At 65.3% G+C, this 23170-nt stretch carries 18 protein-coding genes; 14 read left to right on the top strand and 4 right to left on the bottom strand.

Annotated elements, in window-relative coordinates:
* The first annotated feature begins 284 nt into the window (after positions 1–284).
* Positions 285–2771: a TonB-dependent receptor gene (locus FFY45_RS08465; RefSeq protein WP_343204090.1), complete on the top strand. Its 2487-nt coding sequence runs from the start codon at positions 285–287 to the stop codon at positions 2769–2771.
* Between the two features lie 102 nt (positions 2772–2873).
* Positions 2874–3884 (top strand): nuclease, encoded by a 1011-nt coding sequence (locus tag FFY45_RS08460; protein ID WP_176340094.1) that lies wholly within the window; start codon positions 2874–2876, stop codon positions 3882–3884.
* 118 nt (positions 3885–4002) lie between these two features.
* On the opposite strand, the gene FFY45_RS08455 is transcribed toward FFY45_RS08460, so the two are convergent.
* Complete coding sequence (locus FFY45_RS08455) at positions 4003–4938, bottom strand: alpha/beta fold hydrolase (protein WP_176340093.1); 936 nt, start codon at positions 4936–4938, stop codon at positions 4003–4005.
* 89 nt (positions 4939–5027) lie between these two features.
* On the opposite strand from FFY45_RS08455, the gene FFY45_RS08450 reads away from it, so the two are divergent.
* The gene (locus FFY45_RS08450; RefSeq protein WP_255171899.1) at positions 5028–5465 is read left to right on the top strand and encodes a MerR family transcriptional regulator; all 438 of its coding nucleotides are present in this window, start codon (positions 5028–5030) and stop codon (positions 5463–5465) included.
* Positions 5466–5520: 55 nt separating this feature from the next.
* On the opposite strand, the gene FFY45_RS08445 is transcribed toward FFY45_RS08450, so the two are convergent.
* A complete protein-coding gene (locus FFY45_RS08445; RefSeq protein WP_168952485.1) occupies positions 5521–6810 on the bottom strand; it encodes an MFS transporter in 1290 nt (429 codons plus the stop codon).
* Positions 6811–6907: 97 nt separating this feature from the next.
* Between FFY45_RS08445 and FFY45_RS08440 the strand changes: the two genes are divergently transcribed.
* Together FFY45_RS08440 and FFY45_RS08435 are read left to right on the top strand one after the other, a co-directional pair.
* On the top strand, positions 6908–7795 hold the full coding sequence (locus FFY45_RS08440; RefSeq protein ID WP_176340092.1) for a LysR family transcriptional regulator: 888 nt from the start codon (positions 6908–6910) through the stop codon (positions 7793–7795).
* Between the two features lie 196 nt (positions 7796–7991).
* On the top strand, positions 7992–8660 hold the full coding sequence (locus FFY45_RS08435) for a VOC family protein (protein WP_176340243.1): 669 nt from the start codon (positions 7992–7994) through the stop codon (positions 8658–8660).
* 18 nt (positions 8661–8678) lie between these two features.
* Here the strand turns inward: FFY45_RS08435 and FFY45_RS08430 are convergent, their stop codons facing one another.
* Both FFY45_RS08430 and FFY45_RS08425 read right to left on the bottom strand, forming a co-directional pair.
* Positions 8679–9485 (bottom strand): TatD family hydrolase, encoded by an 807-nt coding sequence (locus FFY45_RS08430; protein ID WP_176340091.1) that lies wholly within the window; start codon positions 9483–9485, stop codon positions 8679–8681.
* A gap of 198 nt (positions 9486–9683) precedes the next feature.
* Entirely contained in the window at positions 9684–10601 is a 918-nt protein-coding gene (locus tag FFY45_RS08425; protein WP_043888849.1) for a LysR family transcriptional regulator, read from the bottom strand.
* Between the two features lie 126 nt (positions 10602–10727).
* Between FFY45_RS08425 and FFY45_RS08420 the strand changes: the two genes are divergently transcribed.
* The 9 genes from FFY45_RS08420 (at position 10728) to FFY45_RS08380 (ending at position 23150) form a co-directional block, all read left to right on the top strand.
* Complete coding sequence (locus tag FFY45_RS08420) at positions 10728–11780, top strand: Rieske 2Fe-2S domain-containing protein (protein ID WP_176340090.1); 1053 nt, start codon at positions 10728–10730, stop codon at positions 11778–11780.
* 17 nt (positions 11781–11797) lie between these two features.
* Positions 11798–12757 (top strand): PDR/VanB family oxidoreductase, encoded by a 960-nt coding sequence (locus tag FFY45_RS08415; RefSeq protein WP_176340089.1) that lies wholly within the window; start codon positions 11798–11800, stop codon positions 12755–12757.
* Positions 12758–13155: 398 nt separating this feature from the next.
* The gene (locus FFY45_RS08410; RefSeq protein WP_176340088.1) at positions 13156–14469 is read left to right on the top strand and encodes an NCS2 family permease; all 1314 of its coding nucleotides are present in this window, start codon (positions 13156–13158) and stop codon (positions 14467–14469) included.
* A 117-nt stretch (positions 14470–14586) separates the two neighbouring features.
* Positions 14587–16158 (top strand): adenosine deaminase family protein, encoded by a 1572-nt coding sequence (locus tag FFY45_RS08405; RefSeq protein ID WP_176340087.1) that lies wholly within the window; start codon positions 14587–14589, stop codon positions 16156–16158.
* Between the two features lie 87 nt (positions 16159–16245).
* A complete protein-coding gene (locus FFY45_RS08400) occupies positions 16246–17409 on the top strand; it encodes a nucleoside hydrolase (RefSeq protein WP_176340086.1) in 1164 nt (387 codons plus the stop codon).
* Between the two features lie 133 nt (positions 17410–17542).
* Positions 17543–19003 (top strand): AtzE family amidohydrolase, encoded by a 1461-nt coding sequence (locus tag FFY45_RS08395; protein WP_176340085.1) that lies wholly within the window; start codon positions 17543–17545, stop codon positions 19001–19003.
* Positions 19003–20583: a gamma-glutamyltransferase family protein gene (locus tag FFY45_RS08390; protein WP_176340084.1), complete on the top strand. Its 1581-nt coding sequence runs from the start codon at positions 19003–19005 to the stop codon at positions 20581–20583. The genes FFY45_RS08395 and FFY45_RS08390 overlap by 1 nt, the downstream gene beginning before the upstream one ends.
* Before the next feature lie 330 nt (positions 20584–20913).
* Positions 20914–21372, top strand: a complete 459-nt coding sequence (gene gvpU, locus FFY45_RS08385) for a gas vesicle accessory protein GvpU (RefSeq protein WP_074058586.1) — start codon at positions 20914–20916, stop codon at positions 21370–21372.
* Between the two features lie 185 nt (positions 21373–21557).
* Positions 21558–23150, top strand: coding sequence for a hypothetical protein (locus FFY45_RS08380; protein ID WP_176340083.1), 1593 nt, complete (start codon positions 21558–21560; stop codon positions 23148–23150).
* Positions 23151–23170: the final 20 nt, after the last annotated feature.

Genomic DNA, 23170 nt, shown 5'->3' with positions numbered 1-23170 from the left:
GCGATGTCCGAGCTCGGCACCGACGCGATGACACTGGAGCGGACGACTGGCTTGGTATGCGCACCGAATGACGCACAGCCGGAAACCTGCTGCGCACGGTTGAAACCGCTTGAAAAAAGGCACCACGTCACAGATCGGCATGCGGGTCCGCCAAGCTAGCGTGATCCGGTGCACACGCAACGCTGCGGAAACATGTCGCCGCGACAGTGGGCAACTCCCCCGCTGCCACACTCCTTGCCATGCCCTACACCCACATCCGGACACGCTCCGGAGTGCGTCGTGCCGTGTCGCGTCGTCCACTCGCCATCGTTCTTGCACTGACCCTGGCCACACCCGCATTTGCGCAGGAAACCGGCGCGCCCTCCACGGCTGCCACGCGCAAGAGCGAGGACGGCATCTTCTCGCTGGACCGGATGATCGTCACCGGCGCCGGCCAGGCCCAGAATCAATTCGACGCCTCGTATGCGATCACCGCGCTGACCGCCGAACAGATCGACAAACTGGCACCGCTCAACCTGGCCAGCCTGATTGGCTCGATGCCCGGCATCTATGCCGAGTCCACCGGCGGTGAAGTGCAGAACGTCTACCGTATCCGCGGCATTCCCGACGAAGGCTCGTTTGCGGTCATCCAGGAAGACGGCATCAGCCCTTACCCGGACAACAACGGCTACTTCTACAAGACCGAAGGCCTGGTGCGCCCGGATTTGATGGTCGAATCGGTGGAAACCGTGCGCGGCGGTCCCTCGCCGATCTTCGCCTCCAATGCCGCGGCCATCGTCAATTTCGTCACCCGCCAGGGCGGCGACACACCCGAAGGCGCGGTGCGCACCACCGTCGGCGACACCGGGCTGTATCGGCTCGATGGCTATTGGTCGGGCAAGCTGGCGCAGGATTGGTATCTGGCTGCCGGCGGCTTCGTGCGGCGCAACGACGGCTACCGCGATGTGGGCTTTCCGGCCGACGAGGGCGGGCAGTTCCGCATGAACCTCACGCACACGCTGGAGCACGGCAAGCTGACCTTCACCGCCAAGCATCTGGACGACAAGAACGCGTTCTACATGCCGATCCCGCTGTACGACCCGCGCGACACCACGCGCTCGCTGGACCCGCTGATCGACCGCTTCACCGGCACCTTGAGCACCGCGCAACTCAAACGCGCCACGATTATTTCCAGCGATGCCAACGGCGCGCCGCAGCGCGAGTTGCGCGATCTCTCCGATGGCCGCCACATGAAGTTCAATCATCTGGGCGCCAACCTGGACCTGGCCTTCGACAATGGCTGGAGCCTGTCCAACAAGGCCATCGTCAATCGCCTGGACATGACCTTCGATGCGCTGTATTCCAGCAATGCGCCGCAGGATGCCACTGCCTATGCCAACAGCCGACGCGCTGCCGCCAGCGCAGCATTTCCCGGCCTGACCTCGCTCGGCTATGCGTACACCGACGATGGCAGCCGCTTCGACCCGGCCAGCACCGACGGCCTGGTGATCCAGGGCCAGTACCGCGCCATGAACGTGCGTGCCGATTCGTTTGCCGATGATCTGCGCCTGCATCGCAGCTTCGATTGGGGCGGCGACACCCATGACATCACGTTGGGCCTCTACGGCGCCTATTACGCCCGCTCCTACAACTCGCGCTATCAGAGTTATCTGTTCGAGATGCGGCAGAACCCGCGCACGATCGACCTGCTCGGCTACGACGCCGCCGGCAACCTGGTCGGCGGCGTGACCAAGGACGGCGTGGTGATCTACGGCGCCGACCGCACGCAGGGCAAGGCCTACACCAGCATGCTGGCGCCCTACATCGCCGACACCTGGCAGGTGACCGAAAAGCTGCGTCTGGAAGGCGGCGTGCGTTACGAGCGCTACCGCTATCGCGCCTGGAGCATGCTGCGCAGCACCGGCAACCTGAGCATGACCGACACCCTGGCCGACGATGCCGCGCGCCTGTTCACCGGTGCCCGCGCACACACCGCGCTGGACGTGGGCGTGACCAACTGGACGGCGGGTTTCAACTACGACATCAACCCGATGGTCGGCATCTACGGCCGCGCCTCGCGTGCGCACCGCGCGCCCAGCGAAGGCGCCAACGAAGGCAACGTCAACATCCCCACCGCCGACCAGTTCGAGCTCGGCACCAAGCTCAATTTCGACACGCTGGACGTGTTCGCCACCGCCTTCTACACCAAGTACGACCCGTACAACATCGGCACCAGCGCGGTGAACCCGCAGACCGGCGCAGCCGAATCCAAGGACTACCGCGGCAGCGTCACCAACCCGGGTATCGAACTGGCGGCCGTATGGACGCCGGCGCAGTGGCTACGTTTCGATGCGAATCTGACCTACAACGACACCAAGGTGTCCGATCTGACCGAGGTGGTGGCCAATGGCGCGGTGGCCGTGGTCGATGTGGACGGCAACATGCCCAACCGCCAGCCAAAGGTGTACGGCAATGCGGGGCCAACGGTGTTCTTCACCACCGGCAAGTTCGATTGGGAAACCTCGTTGCGCTACGCCTATGTGGGCAAGCGCTACGCCGACCTGGAAAACACCACCGAGCTGGCCGCTTACGACACCTTGGCGGCCAATCTCCTGGTACGCAGCGGGCCGTGGGACGTGCAGCTGTCGGTGGACAATCTGACCAACACCTTCGCGCTGACCGAAGGCAACCCGCGCACCGACACCATCTCCGGCCAGGGCACGCGCGAGCCGATCTACGGCCGGCCGATCTACGAACGCAATTCGCGGCTGGTGGTGACTTACCACTTCTGAGCGCGCTGACGTTGAGTGCCGTATCGCTCGATGTCAGCGGCTTACGCTCCCGATGCATCGCCTGCAGCGTGGCATGCCCGCTGCAGGCCACAAAGGACTTTCATGACGCCTTCCCGTCTTGCCTATGCGCTGCTGTTTGCAGCAGTCACGTGTTCCGGCAATGCCGCCGCCTGGGGCCACCGCGCGCATGCCGCCATCAACAGCGCTGCGGTGCAAGCCCTGCCCGACGATGGCCCGGCCTTTCTCAAACAGTACGCGCAGGTGATTGCCGACGGCGCCACCCTGCCGGATGGCTGGCGCAGCGAAAGCGAGCCGTTTCTCAAGATCGAAGAAGACCCCAACCACGGCTGGTTCCGCGAGCAGTTTTCCTTCATGCAACACCCGCCGCGCTCGCGTTACGCCTTCGTGCTGGCGCTCTACGACGAGCAACGCCGCATCGCCAAGCGCGATCCGCAACTGGCGCAGCGCATGAATGTGCGCTGGGCCGGTACACTGCCTTACGCGGCTACCGAGGGTTACGAGCGCATCGTCGCCACCATGCGTCAGATCCGCACGCTGCGCGCCAAGGGCCAGGACACGCGCGAACTCGAACGCACCTGCGCGTTCTTCGTCAGCTGGTTTGCGCACTACATCGGCGATGGCGCGCAGCCGCAACACGACAGCATCCATCACGATGGCTGGCAAGGGCCAAACCCGAACGGCTACAGCACCGACCCGAAGGTGCACGGCAAGTTCGAGAGCGACTACGTCGACAAGATTGCGCTGACCCCGCAGGACCTGCTGAGCCGCATGCCGGCCCTGTCGCATCAGCAGGGCGATGTGTTCGAGCAGATCCTGGGTTTTCTCGACACCGGTACCGGCCGTGTCGAGCAGGTCTATCGCCTGGAAAAAGCCGGCGCCTTCGACGATGCCGCCCGCAGCGATGGCCGCGCGATGGTTTATCTCACCGCCGGCGATGGCGCGGCGATGCTGCGCGATCTGCTGGTGCGCGCCTGGCGCGAAAGCGCGCTGCAGCCGGGCACATCCACGCTGCCGCGCAGCATGGACCCGAGCCATCCGCAGTACGACCCGGCCACCGGCTCCGCGCCTGCCGGCACCTCGCCAACCTTGTAACCGCCGTTGGCGAGATGGGCGCGCCAGCGGCGTGCCGAGATGTGCGTCGGCCAATGGCCGCTGCGCGCCTGTCGGCAGCGCAGCGGGCAATCCAGATCGGGCATGCCGTCACGCGGCGTCAGTGGGCCGCGTCGGCCTGTTCGACAAAGCGCAGCAGATCCTGATTGAAGTGCACGCTGTCTTCCACAAATGGCGCATGCCCGGCATCGGGATAAACGCGCGTCTGCGCACGCGGCTGCAATTGCCGCGCACGCGCCAGCGTCGGCTCGGTGGTCACCAGCGCATCGCGTGCACCGTACATCAGCAGCACCGGCAGGCGCGTGCGCTGCAGGCCGGCGACATCGATCGACATGCCCTGCACGGCGCGCTGCATGTCCCATGAGACCAGCGATGCGTTGGCCAGCAAGGTGTCGAACACCGATGCAGGCGGTTGAGTGGCAAAGCACAGCCGCAGGAAGTCCTGCACCGCCTGCAGATGCGTGCGCAAGTCATCGGAGACCAGATCGCGATAGATCGCCGGATGCGCGCCCAACTGTTCCGCACGCAGTTCGATCACGCCATCGACATACACCACACCCGCAAGCCCCGCATCGCCGTGGCGCGTGAGGTAGTTGGTGATCACCGCGCCGCCCAGCGACCAGCCCACCAGCACGGCGTCGCGCGCGTTTGCGGCTTTCAACACGGCAGCAAGATCGTCAGCCCAGCGCATGCCATCCCGATAGGCCGACGCTGCAGTCGGCTTGCCGGACAAGCCATGCCCACGCAGGTCGTAGGTGATCAGGCGATAGCCTTGCAGGCGTGCATCGGCCAGCTGCGCATCCCAATTGATGCGGCTACCGAGCAGGCCGTGCACGAACACGATCGCCGGACCATCGGTGGCGCCATGCTCCTGCACGGCCAGGGTGACGCCATCGGGCGCGGTCACGGTGTAGCTGCGGGCAGCAGGTGTGACCGCCGGGCCCGCCGCAGCCACTGTTGAAGAGACCAGCAACAGGCAAGCCAGCGCGTAGCGCATCGGCAGCATGTCAATGACAGGGAGGAAGCGAACAGACATCGCAGTGAGTTCCAGACAATGGGAGCCGCCATCCTGGAGCCTCACACCAATGTGAGGGTCAAGCGTTGCGTGCAACGTATGCTTGGCGTATGGCTACACCTCTCGAACCATCGCTGAGCATTGGCGCACTGGCGCTGCAGACCGGCGCCAGCGTGCGCTCGATTCGCCACTACGACGCGCATGGCCTGCTGACGTCCTCGCGCAGCGCCAATGGCTACCGGGTGTTTCCCGCCACCTGCGTTGCACAGGTGCGGCAGATTCAGCGGTTGATCGCCACCGGCTTCAGCCTGGACGCCATTCTCGGCTTCCCCGATTGCATGCGCCTGGTGGAAGGCGCGCAGATGTGCCCGGAAACCGCGCAGGCGCATCGCGCACGCCTGCAGCTGATCGAGCGCCAGCTGGCTGACCTGGAGCGGCGACGTGCGCGTTTGCTGGAAACCCTGGCGCAGGGTGCGGCGGATGCAGCCACAACGCGATCGCCTGCAGCGCAGATCAAACGCAGCAAACCGGCGCCTCAGAGCGGCTGACAAACGCCGCGCAGTCGTGTTGTCAGTCGCGCTTAGACGCGTTGGTGGATCTGCATCACTCGCCCCGTGCAGGGTGCGGTGCAAACCGGCCGTAAGGCCGCGTGTCGTCGGCGCGTTGGCGCAGCACGTAGGCCGCTGCAAAGGCGAGTGCCAGCAACGTCAGGCACATGCCCACCAACGCGCCCCAACCACCGTGTTGCCAGAACCAGCCGCCGAGCGCGCCGATCACGCTGGAGCCGGCGTAATACGCCAGCAGATACAACGACGCCGCATGACTGCGATGCGCACCGCCGAGCCGGCTCACCCAGGCGCTGGCGGCCGAATGCGCGATGAAAAAGCCGATCGTCAACAACACGATGCCAGCCACCACCAGCGCCAGGACATGCGCCAGGGTCAACGCCACGCCGAGCACGCACAACACGATGCCGGTGGTGACCACCGGGCCGCGACCGAAACGATCCGACGCCGCACCGGCCACCGAGGAACTGACGATGCCGAACACATACGCGCTGAAGATCATGCCGATCTGGCTCTGGCTCAAGCCGAACTCCGGCCCACCCAACCGAAAGCCGGCGTAGTTGTAGAGGCACACGAACACGCCCATCAACAGGAACGGCAACGCGAACAGGAACGGCAGATTGCGATCGCGCAGATGCCCGGCCCAGGCGCGCAGATGGAAGCGCAGATTGATACCGTGACGGCGCACGAAGTTGCGCGACGGCGGCAGCAGCCAGAAGAACGCCAGCGCGCACAGCAGGTCGAACACGCTCAATACCGCCAGCGCGGTGCGCCAGTCGTAGTGATCGGTCAGCACGCTCATCACGATGCGCCCGCTCATGCCGCCGAAGGCATTGCCGGCCACATACAACCCGGTAGCCGCGCCCATCTTGTTGGCCGGCAGCTCTTCGCCCAGGTAGACCATCGCCACCGCCGGCACTCCGCCCAGCGCGATGCCGGACAAGGTGCGCACCAACACCAACGCGCCCCAATGCGGCAGGAACGCAGCGACCAGGTTGAGCACTGCGGCCAGTGCGATCGACACGAACATCAGCCCGCGCCGGCCGAGGTTTTCCGACACCGCGCCGGCGCAGAAGATCGCCAGCGCCAGCGCACCGGTGGCCAACGACAATGGCAGCGAGGCGGTGGCCGCGTCCACGCCGAAGGCACGCGCAAATTCGGGCAGCACCGGCTGCACGCTGTACAGCAGCGAGAAGGTGGCAAAGCCGGCCAGAAACAATGCCAACCGGATGCGGCCGCTGGCGGGCGCATCGATGGCAGGCGGCTGGGTTGCACGGCTGGCGGCGGTATCCGGTGACGTGCCGGAGGGGCGATCAGAACAAGACACGGGGGCGATGATGAGACATGGGATGGCGAGTATTCGCCTGCCACCACCCCCTGTCCAATATATGATGCTGGCAGTTGCCATATGCAGAACAGATAGCATGGAGCTTCGCCACTTCCGCTACTTCCTGGCCGTCGCCGAAGAAGGCAACTTCACTCGGGCAGCAGCGCGCGTTGGTATCGGCCAGCCACCGCTGAGTCAGCAGATCCAGGCACTGGAGCGCGATCTGGGCACGCCACTGTTCCGGCGCACCCACAGCGGCGCCGAGCTGACCCCGGCCGGCGAGGCATTCCTGGTCGAAGTGCGCCGCGTGCTCGCCGATGTGGAGCGCGCTGCCGAAACGGCGCGCCGGGTGGCGCGTGGCGAATCCGGCCGGCTGCGGCTGGGCTTTACCGCCTCGGCGGCGTTCAACCCGGTGGTGCCGCATCTGATCCGCGACTTTCGCCGGCAATGGCCGCAGGTCGAGTTGCTGCTGGAAGAAACCAACACCGCCGGATTGCTGGTGGCACTGGCAGATGGCCGCCTGGACGCAGCGTTTGTGCGTTACGGCCTGAGCACGCCGCCCGATCTGCAGCTGCTGCGCTTTGCCGATGAGCCGATGAAGATCGCCGTGCCCGCCGCGCATCGCCTGGCTGCACGCAGCAGCGCGCCGTTGGCGGCACTGGCCGGCGAGCCGTTCATCCTGTTTCCGCGCAGTTTCGGTTCGAGCCTGTACGACGAAATCCTCGCCGCCTGCCGCGCATCCGGCGTGACCTTGCGCATCACCCAGGACGCGCCGCAGATGTCGTCCATCGTCAATCTGGTTGCCGCCGAATTGGGCGTCTCGGTGGTGCCCGCCTCCACTGCGCAACTGCAACTGCCCGGCGTACGCTATCTGGACATCGAAGGACAAATGCCGCTGGCAAGGCTTGCGTTGGCGGTCTCGCCAGGTGCATTGGAGACCGCGCCGTTGGTACGGCATCTATGGGCGCTGGCAGAAGTGCTTTAAGCGAGGTTGAGTTGAGCCAATGACAGCGAACGCACCGCGGCTGTTGTAGGAGCGCACTTGTGCGCGATGTGGCCTTCCCGGTAACGCCCCGTCGCGCACAAGTGCGCTCCTACCCGCATCCAGGCTTGAACACGTCTTGACCTCAACCGCGATTGAGGTTGTCCAATGCATGCACCTTCTGCCACGTGCGCCCGCCATGCATCTTCGCCATCTATTGCTGCCCTGCCTCGACCCCGATCTCAGCCTGCGGTTCTATCACGATGTGCTGCAGCTGCCGCAGCACGGCAACGCCATTTCCATAGGCTGGAGCACGCTGGAATGCGTGCAGGCACAGCAGCCGGTGGGCAGCGTGCATCTGGCCTTCAACGTGGCGCCGTTCCGCTTCGAGGCAGCTGCGCAGTGGATCGGCGCGCGCGCAACGCTGCTGGCCGATCCGCAGGGCCGTCGGCAGTTTGAACTGGGTGGCGTCTGGCAGTCGCAGTCGGTGTATTTCGCCGGCCCCGACGGGGCGGTGCTGGAACTGATCGCGCGCAATGCGCTGCAACAGACCACCACCGGGCAAGGCGATTTTCATGGCGAGGAATTGCTGTGCCTTAGCGAGATCGGGTTGCCCAGCAACAACGTCGAAGCGGTCACCAGCAGCATCGCCAATCACTTCGGCATGCACCCGTTTGCACCGGCACTGGAAGGCTTTGTGGCGCTGGGTGACGATCAGGGCCTGCTGATCGTGGTCGACCAGGCGCGGCGCTGGTTTCCGCAACAGCGGCAGCTACCCTGGGCCGATGGTTTGCGGATCAGCGTGGATGCACCGCAACCGGGGCTGCGGCTACGCGACGCGCAAGGGTGGGAATTGCTGGCGGCGTGATCGCCCACGCCACTCGCTTCACGCCACGACCGCAGGCGCGGGCAAACGGAAAAACGCACGTGCTGCCGCCGTGCTGTTGGCCGCGGTCAGCGCCACGTCCTCACCACGATCGCGTGCGAGTTCTTCCACGATATGCGACAGAAACATCGGCTCGTTGCGGCGGTCCTTGGGCATCGGCTTGAGCGTGCGCGGCAGCAGGTAAGGCGCGTCGGTTTCGATCATCAACCGGTTGGCCGGGATCGAGCGCACCAGCTCGCGCAGATGCGCACCACGGCGCTCGTCGCAGAGCCAGCCAGTGATGCCGATGTAGTAATCGCGATCCAGATACGCGAACAACTCTTCGCGCGTGCCGGTGAAGCAATGCACCACGGCCGGGCCCAGGCGGCCATCGAAGCTGCGCATGATCGAGAGGAAGTCGTCGTGCGCATCGCGCTGATGCAGGAACAACGGTTTGCCGTTGTCGGCTGCCAACTGCAGTTGCCGTTCGAAGGCCCGGTGCTGCGCCGGGCGCGGGGCGAAATCGCGGAAGTAATCCAGCCCGCATTCGCCTACCGCCACCACTTGCGGGTGCGCCTGCAGCGTGCGCATTTCGGCCTCGCATTCGGCGGTGAATTCCACCGCGTGGTGCGGGTGCACGCCGGCGGTGGCGTAGAGAAATCCGGGGTGCTGTTGTGCCAGTTGCAGGGCGAGTGGTGAGTGCTCACGGCTGGCGCCGGTGATTACAAGCTGCGTAACGCCTGCGTCGCGTGCGCGTTGCAGTACCGCATCGCGGTCGCGGTCGAAGGAGTCATGGGTGAGGTTGGCGCCGATATCGATCAACTGCATGGTGCGGGTGTCGTATGGAGAGAGCTGGGCAAGTGTAACGAGTGGGGGTTGTATGCGCTTAGCGCGTAGCGCCGGATGAGGGTGCGAGCGAAGCCTCGCATTACCAACCACCCAATGTGGCTTCGCCCCGGACCCTCACCCCAACCCATCTCCCGCAGAAGAGGGGCTTTGCTCCCTTCTTTCAAGTGGGAGAGGGGTTCAACCAACCACCGGCACAGCCATCGCTTCAATCCGCGCCGCCAGCGCCTGGATCGCCAGTTGCGCGGAGCGCGAAAGTTGCCGCTGCGGGGCCACACACAGCGCCAGCGTCATCGGTTTGGTCAAATGGCGGCGGAACGGCACGAACGCCAGCCGCCCATCCGCCACATCCGGGGCGGCATCCAGCCACGACATCAGGCCCACGCCGGCACCGGCACGCACCAGCCCGCGCAGGGTGCGCACATCGTTGCAGTGGGTCAGCCGCTTCACGTCGATATGCTGGCGTTGGTACAGCACCTTGGCATGCTCGCCGACGATCAGCGGAGCCGCCGGCAGCAGCAGCCGGTGCTCCAGCGTCTCGCTCAGCTGCAGCTCGGTGCGGGTGCTCAGCGGATGGCCCACCGGCATCGCAATCCCCAGCGGGATGTCGGCGAATGCGCGCACCTCCAGGTCCACGCTGCTCACCGGGTCCAGCAGCAGGCCGATGTCCACATCGGCCGAGGTCACCATTTCCATCACCCGCTGGTTGCGCGCGGTGGAGAGGTTGAAAGTGATGCCAGGGTACTCCTGCACCAACGCGGCGACCGCCGCCGGCACCACGCCCTCGCTGAGCGCGTCGATCATGGCGATCTCCACATGCCCGCGGCGCAGCCCCTTGAGCTCGTCGAAGCGCTCCAGGGTGCGGGCGTAGGCCTTCTCCCAGCCGCGCACGTCCACCAGCAGCAGCTCGCCGGCGGCAGTCAGGCGCAACCGGCCGGGCAGGCGCTCGAACAGCTGCGCGCCCAGTTCTTCCTCGGCCTTGAGGATCTGCCGGTCGATCGCCGAGGCCGACACGTGCAGCACGTCGGAGGCCTTGCGGATGCTGCCGCAGCGGGCCACTTCGATGAAGTAACGGGTGAAGCGGGAAAAGGTCAGCATGCGGTGGGGCTCGGTTGGCGTTGCATTTTTTGCAATGGCTTGGCTGAAAATCGATGTTTGATAACACACCCCCGGCTTCCTAGAGTCAATCGGGCACCGCTCCCGCCTTACGCCAGAGACCGCCCCATGGATGTCGCCGTCCCCGCCCTGCCGCTGCACTGCACCTTCGCCGCCGCCGACTGGCAGCGCCTGGCCCAGCACTGGCACGCGGTGGCGCTGAGCAGCGAAGTGAGCGAGGCGCCGTTCAAGGCCACCCTGCTTGACGAGCCGCTGGTGCTGTACCGGCTGGGCAGCGAGCTGGTGGCCGCGCGCGATGTCTGCCCGCACCGCGGCGTGCCGCTGAGCATGGGCACGGCCGATGGCGGCGGCGTGGTGTGCGCCTACCACGGGCTGCGCTTCGGAAGCGGTGGGCGCTGCAACCACATTCCCGCCAGTCCCAACCAGAACATCCCGGCCAAGATGCGCCTGCATACCTACGCGGTGGCCGAGCGCTACGGGCTGATCTGGGTATGCCTGGCCAAACCGGCCGGCGTCAGCGAGGCCGAGGTGCAGATCCCGCCGATGCCCGGCTGGGACGAAGAGGGCTTTCAGCAGATCGTCTGCCCGGCTTTCGATATCGGCGGCAGCGCCGCACGTCAGCTGGAAGGTTTCATCGACGTGGCGCATTTCGCCTTCGTGCACACCGCGACCTTTGCCCAGCCGGACAAGCGCGAGGTGCCGGCCTACACCACCACCGAAACGCCCACCGGCTTCAATGCCGATTATCTGAGCTCGGTGGCCAATTATTCAGTGGACATGCCGCTGCCGGACGTGGACCCCAACTTCCAGTGGCTGCGCCATTTCGAAGTGCACCTGCCATTCACCGCCACCCTCACCATCCATTTTCCGGTGCCGGGCAAGCGGCTGGTGATCATGAATGCCGCCAGCCCGGTGTCCAAGCACAAGACGCGCCTGCTGGTGCCGATCGCGCGTAATTTCGACACCCATCTGCCGGTTGAAGACGTGCACGCCTTCAACCTGCGCGTGTTCGAGGAAGACCGCGCCATGGTGGAGGCGCAGCGCCCCGAATACCTGCCGCTGGACCCGCTGCTGGAAGTGCATATCCCGGCCGATCGCAGTTCGATCGCTTACCGCCGTGGCCTGCGCAGTCAGGGCTATAGCGACTTCTTTCTGCGTTGACGGCCGAGGAGCACGCCATGCAGCTGCACGAGGTCCGCGTCGCCGACGTCTTCGACCAGGGCCATCGCCAACGCGCGATCCGGCTGGAGCCGGTGGGCGCGGAACTGCCGGCATTCGAAGCCGGTGCGCATGTGGACCTGCATCTGCCCGATGGCTTGATTCGCCAATACTCGATCGCCAGTGCGCCGCATGTGCGCGATCACTATCTGCTGTGCGTGAAGCTGGCCGATGCTTCACGTGGCGGCTCGCGGCATCTGTGCGAGCAGCTGAGTACCGGCGACCGCCTGCGCATCTCCACGCCACGCAATCTGTTTCCCTTGCATCCGGGCGAACGCCACGTGCTGCTGGCCGCCGGCATCGGCATCACCCCGCTGCTGTCGATGGCCGAGGCACTGGAAGCGCGCGGCGAGGCCTTCGTGCTGCATTACTACGCGCGCCGGCATGCCGATGTGGCGTTCGTGCAGCGGCTGCAGCAGGGCTTCACCCATGGCCAGGTGCAGATGCATCTGAGCGATGGCGGCGAAAGCCCGCGCGTGCATGTGCCCGACGAACTGGCGCAGGCGCGTGCGCGCGACCAGCTGTATCTGTGTGGGCCAGCAGCGTTCATGGATCACTTCACGCTGCTTGCCAAAACCCACGGCTGGGCGTCGGAGCAACTGCACCGTGAACACTTTGCTGCTGCCGAAACCAACGTGGCGCACGATGCCGATAGCGCCTTCGAAGTGGAGCTGGCCGCCAGCGGTCGCGTGGTACAGGTGCCGGCCGATTGCAGCATCGCCAGCGCCTTGCTGGACGCCGGCATCGAGGTGCCGCTGTCCTGCGAGCAAGGCATGTGCGGTGCCTGCCTGACCGGCGTGATTGCCGGGACGCCGGATCACCGCGACAGCGTGCTCAGCGACAGCGCGCACGCCGCCAATACCCAGATCACGCTGTGTTGCTCGCGCAGCCGTTCGCCACGCCTGGTGCTGGATCTTTGAGCGCTCCGTATGTCGTGCGCCTGCGCAGACAGGACGACAGCGGGCGCGCAGGTGGCTGACGCCGGTCACGCTGCAGCGCGAAGCGGCCGCCAACGTCGCAGGGCACCTGTGGACGGACGTGAGCCCCGCATCTTCTTTCACGGTTTGATCGATGGGTGCACAAGGCGCCGCCGGCGCAGAGACAGACAAAGCCTGCGGTCATGCCATTACGCCGCGCAACACGCATTGCACTTGCAGCAATCCGTGCCCAAGGTCCGTGGCAACCGCCGTCGCACAGTGCAAGATATTTGGCCCGCGCGCGTCCACCGCAATCGCGCATGCCCCTTTGTGCCGATGAGATACCTGCCGATGGTTGTTTGTGCGATCGCCTTCGCCCGCCCGTGCCGGGGCGCACGCTGATGCGCTGGCCCGGATTTGCGCTGTCCGCCAATGGCAGCAGCGTGCGTACCGAGGTCCTGGCCGGTGCCACCACCTTCCTGACGATGGCCTACATCGTCTTCGTCAACCCCGACATCCTGGCCACCACCGGCATGGACCACGGCGCGGTGTTCGTTGCGACCTGTCTGGCCGCCGCGCTTGGCTCGCTGCTGATGGGCGTGCTGGCCAACTATCCCATCGGCATGGCACCGGGCATGGGCTTGAATGCGTTTTTCGCCTTCTCTGTGGTGGGCACGCTGGGTTACAGCTGGCAGCAGACGCTGGGGCTGGTGTTCGTGTCCGGCTGCGTGTTCCTGCTGCTCAGCGTCACCGGCGCGCGACGCTGGCTGGTGGATGGCATCCCACCCACCTTGCGCAGTGCGATTGCAGCGGGCATCGGCCTGTTCCTGGCGTTGATCGGCTTGCAAAAAGCCGGGCTGGTGGTGGCGCATCCGCAGACGCTGGTGACCCTGGGCGACTTGCATCGGCCCGAGCCATTGCTTGCGTTGGCGGGGCTGCTGCTGATCGGCGTACTGGAAGTGCGCCGCGTGCGCGGGGCGATGTTGCTGGGCATCCTGGCGGTCACCGTCGCTGCGCTGGCGCTGGGTCTGGTGCACTATCAGGGCGTGCTGTCGCTGCCGCCGAGCCTGGCGCCCACGCTGCTGCAGCTGGATATTGCCGGCGCCTTGCAAGGCCATGGTGGCAGCGGCGCACTGACCGCCGTCCTGCACGTGGTGCTGGTGTTCGTGCTGGTGGAAATGTTCGATGCCACCGGCACCTTGATGGGCGTGGCCCAGCGCGCCGGCCTATTGCACACACAGGCGCACCGTCGCCAGTTCGACCGCGCCCTGCTCGCCGACAGCACCGCCATCCTGGCAGGCTCGCTGCTTGGCACTTCCAGCACCACCGCCTACGTGGAAAGCGCTGCCGGTGTACAGGTGGGTGGGCGTACCGGGCTCACCGCGCTGGTGGTGGCAGCGCTGTTTCTGCTGGCGCTGCTGTTCTCGCCATTGGCGGCGATGGTGCCGGCGTATGCCACCGCACCGGCGCTGATCTACCTGGCATCGGTGATGCTGCGCGAGTGCACGCAGATCCAGTGGGACGATGTCGGCGACGCGCTACCGGCCGCGATCTGCATGCTGGCCATGCCGCTCACCTATTCCATCGCCACCGGCCTGGCCTTCGGCTTCATCACCTATGCGGCACTCAAGCTGGGCAGCGGCCGCTGGCGCGCCGTGCATCCGGCCACCTGGGCGATTGCCGGCCTGTTCGTGCTGCGCTATGCCTTGGAGTGAGCGAGTCGCCGCAGCTATTTCAGCTCCTGCCCCCTGGTCACCCACCGCGTCGCGCGGCAAGCTGCACCGCAACCGGCAGCGCCACGACGGTGCTGTCTCATTCCCAGAGCTCACCACATGCCACATCGTTATCGCTGTCTGATCCTCAGCTTGTGCACCTTGTTACCGGGCATGACGCTCGCACGCCCGGCGCAGGCACCTGCGCAACAGCGCGAGCAGCAGGTGGCGCAGCTGTTTCACGACGCGGCCGCGCAACCTGCGCAATTGCGCGCGTGGCTGCAAGCCATGCCCAAGGGCGGCGACCTGCATAACCATCTCTCCGGCTCGGTCTATGCCGAGAACTATCTGCAATGGGCCAGCGACGATGGCGCCTGCGTGCAGCTGGACGATCTGAGCCTGCGCGCGCCGCCGTGCGGTAAAGGCCAGGAGCCTGCACGCGACCTGGCAACGCGCAATGCCGCGCTGTATGGCCGGGTGGTGGATAGCTTGTCGATGCGCAAGTTCCTGCCCAGCTCATCGCAACCCACCGGACACGATCAGTTCTTCAGCACCTTCGGCAAGTTCGACGCGGTGGTGCGTGCACGCGTTGCCGACACCGTGGCCGCGGTGCTCGACCAGGCCGCACGCGACCGCGTGCCCTATGTGGAAATCATCGCCAACCCGCCGCAGATGGATCAGGCCGCAAAACAAATGCAGGCTCTGCCATGGAAGGCCGATGACGACGCAGCCAATCTGCGCGCCCTGCAGGATGCCTTGCCGCCGCTGGTGCAGGCTGCGCAACGCGACCTTGCCGACACCGATGCCCAGGTGCGCCGCGTGCTGCAGTGCGACCAGCCCGATGCACGTCCCGGCTGCCGGGTCGCGTATCGCTACGTGCCTTACGTGTTGCGCGTGTTGCCGCAACCGATGGTGTTCGGGCAGATGGCGTTGGCGCACGCGCTGATCGCTGCCGGCGGCAGCCGCGCGGTGGCGTTGAACATCGTTGCGCCCGAAGACAACCCGGTGGCGCTGGCCGATTACGCGCGCCACATGGCGATGTTCCGTTTCTTCGCAACGCGCTATCCCAACGTGCCGCTGTCCCTGCATGCCGGCGAGCTTGCGTTGGGCCTGGTGCCACCCGCGCAACTGCGCTCGCACATCCGCCAGGCAGTGGACGTGGGTGCACGCCGCATCGGTCACGGTGTGGATCTGCCCTACGAAGACGATGTCAACGGGTTGCTACAGCGCATGCGCCGCGATCAGATCGCGGTGGAGATCAACCTCACCAGCAACGATGTGATTCTGGGCGTCAAAGGTGGCGCGCATCCGCTGGCAATGTATCTGCGCGCCGGTGTGCCGGTGGTACTGTCCACCGACGATGCCGGCGTCTCGCGCGCGGACATGACCCACGAGTATCAACGCGCGATGCAGGAGCAAGGCATCGATTACCCCACGCTCAAGCAGCTCGCTCGCAACGGGCTGACTTACAGCTTCCTGCCGGGCACCAGCTTGTGGAGCGCAGACGGTACAGCTGCGCAGGCCTGCGTCACTGCATTGCAGCGCGAAACCGATAATGCTGCGTGCCAAGCATTGCGCCAGAGCAGCGAGAAGGCACGGCTGCAATGGCAGCTTGAATCCGATCTGGCGCAATACGAGCGCACGCTGCTTTACGTAGGAGCGCGCCCGAGCGCGACCGGGCTTCACCGGTAACGCCCATCGCGCGCAGGCACGCTCCTACACACTCGACGTCCACTCCATCCTCGCTGCAACGCATTCTTCCCTCATGACCACAACGCAATGACCGACACGCCCCACGCTCCCTCCAAACGCCGCGTCATTCTCGAAGACGATATCGACGGCTTCACGCCTGCGCAGTTGCTGCTGTTGCAATCGCCCGAGGTCGAGGTGCTGGGCATCAGCGCGGTCAGCGGCAACATCTGGCGCGATGAGGTGCTCGCACATAGCTGCCGTCTGCTGGAACTGGCCGGCCAGCCGCAGATTCCGGTACTACCCGGCCCGGTGCATCCGCTGCTCAACAGCGAGCTCGCCACCGAGCGTTGGGAAGCGCTATACGGCAAGCTGGTCTGGAAAGGTGCATGGACCAAGCACTGGGTGGATGGCGACACCGTGCAGAGCGCGCCGCGTTATCACGCACACGACGTGGTGCCCGACCTGGCGTTGGGCAATCCCAGCGTGGTGCGCGCCTCCGACGAGCCGGCCGCGTTGTTCATGCTGCGCATGGTGCGCCTGTATCCGGGCGAGGTGAGCATCATTGCCACAGGCCCGCTGACCAATCTGGCGCTTGCACAATCGCTGGATCCGGCCTTCGCCACGCTGGCGCGCGAGCTGGTCTACATGGGCGGCAGCCTCAACCCGCGGCAGCAACGCAACAGCATCAGCGCGCAGCAATTCGCGCGCGAATTCGTCAACTCGCCACGCCGCGAATTCAACATCCGCTGGGATCCGGAAGCGGCCAGCATCGTCATGCGTGCGCCCTGGAACAAGATCACCATGGTGCCGGTGGATCCATCCACCGCGACCGAACTCACGCCCGAGTTGCTGGCGCGCATGAGCGCGGCCGACACCAGCATCGGCCACGCATTGCGTCGTCGCGAAACCGGCTTTCCGATGTGGGATGAGCTGGCCACTGCAGTGTGGCTGCGCCCCGAATTGGCAACGCACACCGAGACGCTTTATGTCGATACCAATACCGCTTTCGATGCAGGGTACGGCGACATCCTATCGTGGGCGCCAGGCTATCAGCCTGGACTGGGCGAACAGGCGCAGACAGTGGTGCATGCGGTGGATGTGGAAGCCTTCGAGCAATTACTGGTCGATCACCTCACTGCGCCGCAGCCGCCGGCAGTAGGATTGCCGTTACCCCTTCTCCCGTCGGGAGAAGGTGCCCGAAGGGCGGATGAGGGTGCGGCAACTGAGAAAAATGCTGCGCCAGTTGATTAGGGTGCAAGCAAGGTAAACGCGTACCTGATACATCTCCAACTAGCGGGGCACCCTCACCCCAACCCCTCTCCCGGCGGGAGAGGAGCTTGGACGACACCCACACCCGCAACTCCCAGCAACCCAAGGTGACCCCATGCAACTCCCAGCGCAGTGGCAGGCCGGCATCGATCGCAATACCGAGGTCCTGCGCGGCCACGCGCAGCTGCTCGCCAGCTTCACCGCCCCGCGCCCAACGCAACAGGACAGCACCACTCCGCGCGGGCAGATCGCCTCCATCGTCAGCACCACCCGCAGCCAGCCCACACTGGCCGCACGCCATGCCACCCAGACGCTCACGCATATCAACCAGGCCAACGACCGCCTGCGTGCGATCACTCGTCTATTGCCCGCACGCGCCGATGCCGATGCCGCGCGCGTGCAGGCTGCGCTGGCCGGTGGCAGCGATGGCGGCGCGTTGGCCGGCGTGCCGTTCGTGGTCAAGGATCTGTTCGATGTCGCTGGCCAGGTCACCACCGCTGGTGCCGTCGTGCGCGCGCAATGCGCACCTGCCACCCGCGATGCGGCTGTGGTGCAACGCCTGAGCGATGCGGGCGCGGTGCTGGTGGGCACTGCCAACATGGACGAATTCGCCTACGGGTTTGCAACCGTCAACGCGCATTACGGCACCACCGCCAACCCGCACGATCACCGCCATCTGGCCGGTGGTTCGTCGGGCGGCTCGGCTGCTGCGGTGGCCGCCGGTCTGGTGCCATTCGCGCTGGGCTCGGACACCAACGGCTCCATCCGTGTCCCGGCCGCATTATGCGGCGTGTACGGCCTGCGTCCCACCCACGCCGCGTTGCCGCTGGACGGCGTGTTCGGCTTCGTCGATGCGCTGGATGTGGTCGGCCCGTTCGCCACCTCCATCGCCGATCTACGCCGCGTCTACGAAGTGATGCTTGGTCACGCCGTTGCCTCCTGCAATCCCGGCAGCTTGCGCATCGCACGCCTTGGCGGCTGGTTCCAACGCAATCTCGACCCCGACCTGGATGCCGGCCTCAGCGCATTGCTCACCGCCTGCAACAGCACCACCGTGATCGAATTACCCGAAGCAGAACGCGCCCGCGCCGCCGCCTTCGTGCTTACCGCTGCAGAGGGTGGCCATCGTCATCGCGCCGGTTTGAGCACGCATGCCGAGCAGTTCGACCCGGCCACCCGCGACCGCCTGCTTGCCGGCCTGCAATTGCCTGCCAGCGCGGTGGCCGATGCACACCGCTTCGCGCACTGGTTTGGCGCCGCCATGCAACGCCTGTGGGACGAGGTGGATGTGTTGATCGCGCCAACCACACCGTGCGTGGCACCACGCATCGATCAGGACACCATCCAGATCGACGGCCTGCCGGTGTCCGCGCGCGCCAACTTAGGCATCTTCACCCAACCGCTTGGGCTTGCCGCCTGCCCGGTATTGGCCGCACCGTTGCCGCGCCCCGGCCGCCTGCCGCTGGGCGTGCAATTGATTGCCGCGCCCGGCCGTGAAGACCGCTTGTTCGCACTCGCCGCGCAACTCGAACGCGACGGCCTGCTCGCCTTCAGCCCACCGGCGGAGACGCACTGATGCTGCACACCTTGCGCGCGCGTCGCGGCATGGTCGTGGCCCCGCATCATCTGGCCGCACAGGCCGGGCGCGATGTCCTGCGCGACGGCGGCAACGCCATCGAAGCCGCCGTCGCCACCGCCGCCTGCCTGGCCGTGGTGTACCCGCACATGACCGGCATCGGTGGCGACGGCTTCTGGCTGATCCACGAACCCGACGGCCGCGTACACGCCATCGATGCCTGCGGCCGCGCTGCACAGGCGGCGACCTTGGACTTCTATCGCGGCCACAGCAGCATTCCGTGGCGCGGCCCCGGCGCGGCCAATACCGTGGCCGGCACGGTCTCCGGCTGGGCACTCGCGCTTCAGCACGCAGGCGGCAGCTTATCGCTGCAACGCTTATTGCAGGACGCCATCCACCACGCCAGCGACGGCGTACCGGTCACGTTAGGCGGCGCACACATCGCCGCCAGCAAGAGCGCCGAACTGCGCGTGCAACCCGGCGCCTACTCCAGCATTTTCGAACCACACGGCGTCCCCCTGCACGAAGGCGCACTGCTGCAACAAGCGCACCTCGCACGCACCTTGCAACGGCTGGCCGACCATGGCCTGGAGAGTTTCTATCGCGGCGCAGTGGCCGACGACATCGCCGCCGACCTGCAAGCACTCGGCAGCCCGCTCAACGCACACGACCTCGCAAGCAATCATGCCGAAACCACTGTGCCGCTCTCGGTCGCCATCCACGGCGCACGCCTCTACAACCACGCACCGCCCACGCAAGGCCTCGCCTCGCTGCTGATCCTCGCCTTGTTCGATCGCCTGCATGCCGAACAGCCCGACAGCTACGCGCACCTGCACGGCCTGATCGAAGCCACCAAACAGGCCTTCCTGATTCGCGACGCACACATCGGCGACCCCGCCTGGATGACGCTCGACGCACAGGCCCTGCTAGACGACAACGCCGCACTCGACGCGCTGGCCGCACGCATCGACATGCGCACTGCATTGCCCTGGCCGCAGCCCTCGCAGGCAGGCGACACCGTCTGGTTCGGTGCCATCGACGCGCACGGCCGCGCCGTCAGCTGCATCCAGTCAACGTATTTCGAATTCGGCTCCGGCCTGGTGCTGCCGCGCACCGGCATCACCTGGCAAAACCGCGGCTGCAGCTTCCGCCTCGCCGCCGACGGCTGGAATGCCCTCGCACCGGGCCGCAAACCCTTCCACACCCTCAACCCCGCACTCGCCACTTTCGACGACGGCCGCGTCATGGCCTACGGCACCATGGGCGGCGAAGGCCAACCACAAACCCAGGCCGCCCTCTTCTCCCGCTACGCCCGCTTCGGCGTACCGCTGCAACAAGCGATCACAGCGCCGCGCTGGTTGCTCGGCCGCACCTGGGGCGAAGACAGCACCTCGCTGAAACTGGAAGACCGCTTTGATCCAACGGTGGTGCAAGCACTACGCGATGCCGGGCATGCAGTGGAACTGTTGCCCGCATATACCTCGATCATGGGACACGCGGGCGCGTTGGTGCGCGAGGTGGATGGCGTGATCAGCGGAGCAAGCGATCCGCGCTCCGATGGTGCGGTGGCTGGGTGGTGATGGTTGGGGCTTGTTGCCGCTTGCTGCATCTGCATTCGTGATGGGCAGGCGTTGCTGCCAGCCAATCAAGCCATCGCGTCAAAGAGTCAGAGCGTCAGATTGCACGACAGCAGAGGCTAGCGCTCAGGATCAAGACTCCAACCAGAGCAAGCCGACGGGGTAAACATGTCATAGACTCAGAGCATGCTCTCCAAGGCGACCATGGCGGACTCAACCACGCCGATCACTGGACAGGACGCACTTGCTTTCTTGGGCATGCGGGGCGATGCGTAGGCACGTCGCTGCGCTTATTTCAACATACGCGTTAGACCTTTCACCAAGGAGAGCCACATGACAGATCAAGACGACAATCAACCGAACCTGGAAGACGTCAAGCTGGCGTTCGATGGCCAGAGCCTGGATTGGTATCTGCAGAAGCTGGTCGCCACCGTCAATAGTTCGAACGTGCAGTTCGGCATTACGCTGTTTGTCGAAGGCATCATCGTTTCTGGCCAGCTGGTCAGCGGCAAGCAGTACTTCGAGGCATTCGCGCAGGAATTTTCTGCGGCCTATCCCGGCAGCGCCGAAGAAAAAGAAGATATCCGTCGCGCGTTTGCCAGCCATGCCAGCATCTACGACACGGAAGAGGACGCTCAGCAGAGCAGTACACCTCCGCAGTTCCTTCACCTGATCGAGTCGCGTTGCTTCTCGCCCGGCGGCCAGCCCCTGCCCAGCAACCGTGGTGTGCTGTGGCGCGGCAAAGTGAATGCCGTCTCCGGCTTTACCCTGGGGTCGCTCTCGGCAGATTAGGCCTGGCAGGCTCGGTCTTCGGGTGAGGTGCCCGTCATCTCACACCGGACTATCTGAAAGATCGGCAAGAGCGCCCTCCGCTGCGCGACGCGATCTGTGCGCAACGCCACGTGGCGATTGGATCCGCAGACGCTAGGCTTCTGACTGCGCTTTGAAAGGGCCAAGCGCCACACAGGGAGAACACCATGGCGACATTCAGCGTGGCAATCGATCCACTGGGCGCAGCCCAAAGCGAGACCTCGTCGGATAAGGTCGGCATCTGTCTCTCCGGCGGGGGCAGTCGTGCGCTGTCGTGTGCGCTGGGTCAACTGCGCGGGCTGCGCTCCCTGGGGCTTCTGGACAAGGTGGCCGCGATCTCTTCGGTGTCCGGCGGGACATGGGCCAATGTGTTGTTCACCTATCTGCCGACGTCGATCAGCGATGACGACTTCCTCGGGCCGGTGGTGCTGGATCCATCGCAACTCACCTTGGACGAGTTGGGAAAGATGGGCAGCAACAATCTCGGCCAGGTGCCGTACCGGCTCGGCACGTTGCCGATCGTCGCAGAACTGGCCGAGTACCGGCTGAGCAAACGCTACGCGCCGGCGGATATGTGGCAGGCGGTGATCGGCAAGCTGGTACTGAAGGATTTCGGCTTGTGGAATCCAGATGCCACAGGCGTGGATCCACGTTATTTCACCGGCACGACGCAGTATCTGGCGGAAGGCCCGCTGCTGCGCAATCCGCAGTTGAGCAGCGACAACTTCTACACCATCCGCGACGGGCGGCCGTTACCGATCTTCAATACGTCTGTCTTCATCAACGACAGCGTGAGCTCGGATCTGGTGCCGTTCGAAGCCAACTGGTTGCTTGGCGTGCGTGGCGTTTTCAACCAGCCTGAGCAACTCGGCGTCATGGGTGGAGGCCTGATCGAGTCGTTCGCGATGGGCAGCGATTACGTCGCCGACGCTGGTGCCGACGGAGTCACTACCAGCGTGCCGCTGCGTGTCTTCAGCCTCAACGACATCGCAGGTTGCAGCAGCATGGCGCCGGCGCAAGATTTCGAAGAGAAGTTTCCCGAGATCAATGGCCTGGTGCCGCGTTATCCGTACTGGCCGGTCGATGGTCGTGAGAGCCAACCGACGCTAAGTTACCGCTTCGCCGACGGCGGCAACCTGGAGAACCTGGGCATCATGCCGCTGCTGGCACTCGGCATTACGCGTCTGCTGGTGTTCGTCAATTCCGATCAAGGGGTGAACATCGACCCGGAATCAGGCGAAACCGTGGTTGCCGACGATCTGCCGCCGCTGTTCGGGCTACAGCCGTTCTGCGAGAAAACGCGCAGCTATCCGGCATACGCCAACGAGCAATTGTGCGAAGACGCCAACGGCATGTTCCGGCACAACCAGGTGTTCGACACCGCCGCATTCGATGCCTTGAAACAGGGGCTGCTGGCAGCCAAAAAATCCGGTGGCGCGCTGCTGGTGCGGCAGACCTTGCGCGTGCTGGCAAACAGCTGGTTCAACGTGCCGGCGCAGCAGTCGGTCGAGGTGCTGTGGGTGTACAACGATCTGGTGCGTGCATGGTGGAAGCAATTGCCGGATGAAACGCAGATTGAGCTGGATCTGCAAAGCGTGGACGATTTTCCGCTCTATGGCACGGTCACCCAGCTGCATCTGTCCTATCCGTTGGTCAATGCGCTGGCGCATCTGAGTTGCTGGAACCTTGCTTCCGACAGCACGGTGGGCAACCCCAACGGGCAAAGCAATGCCGATGTGGTGCGTGGCATGTTTGCGTGATGCCTGCACACCGATGTGTG

It is taken from the genome of Xanthomonas hortorum, assembly GCF_011305375.1.
GTDB lineage: Bacteria > Pseudomonadota > Gammaproteobacteria > Xanthomonadales > Xanthomonadaceae > Xanthomonas > Xanthomonas hortorum_E.
The sequence above is the reverse complement of the archived record's forward strand: the minus strand, read 5'-3'. Positions and strand labels throughout refer to the sequence as shown.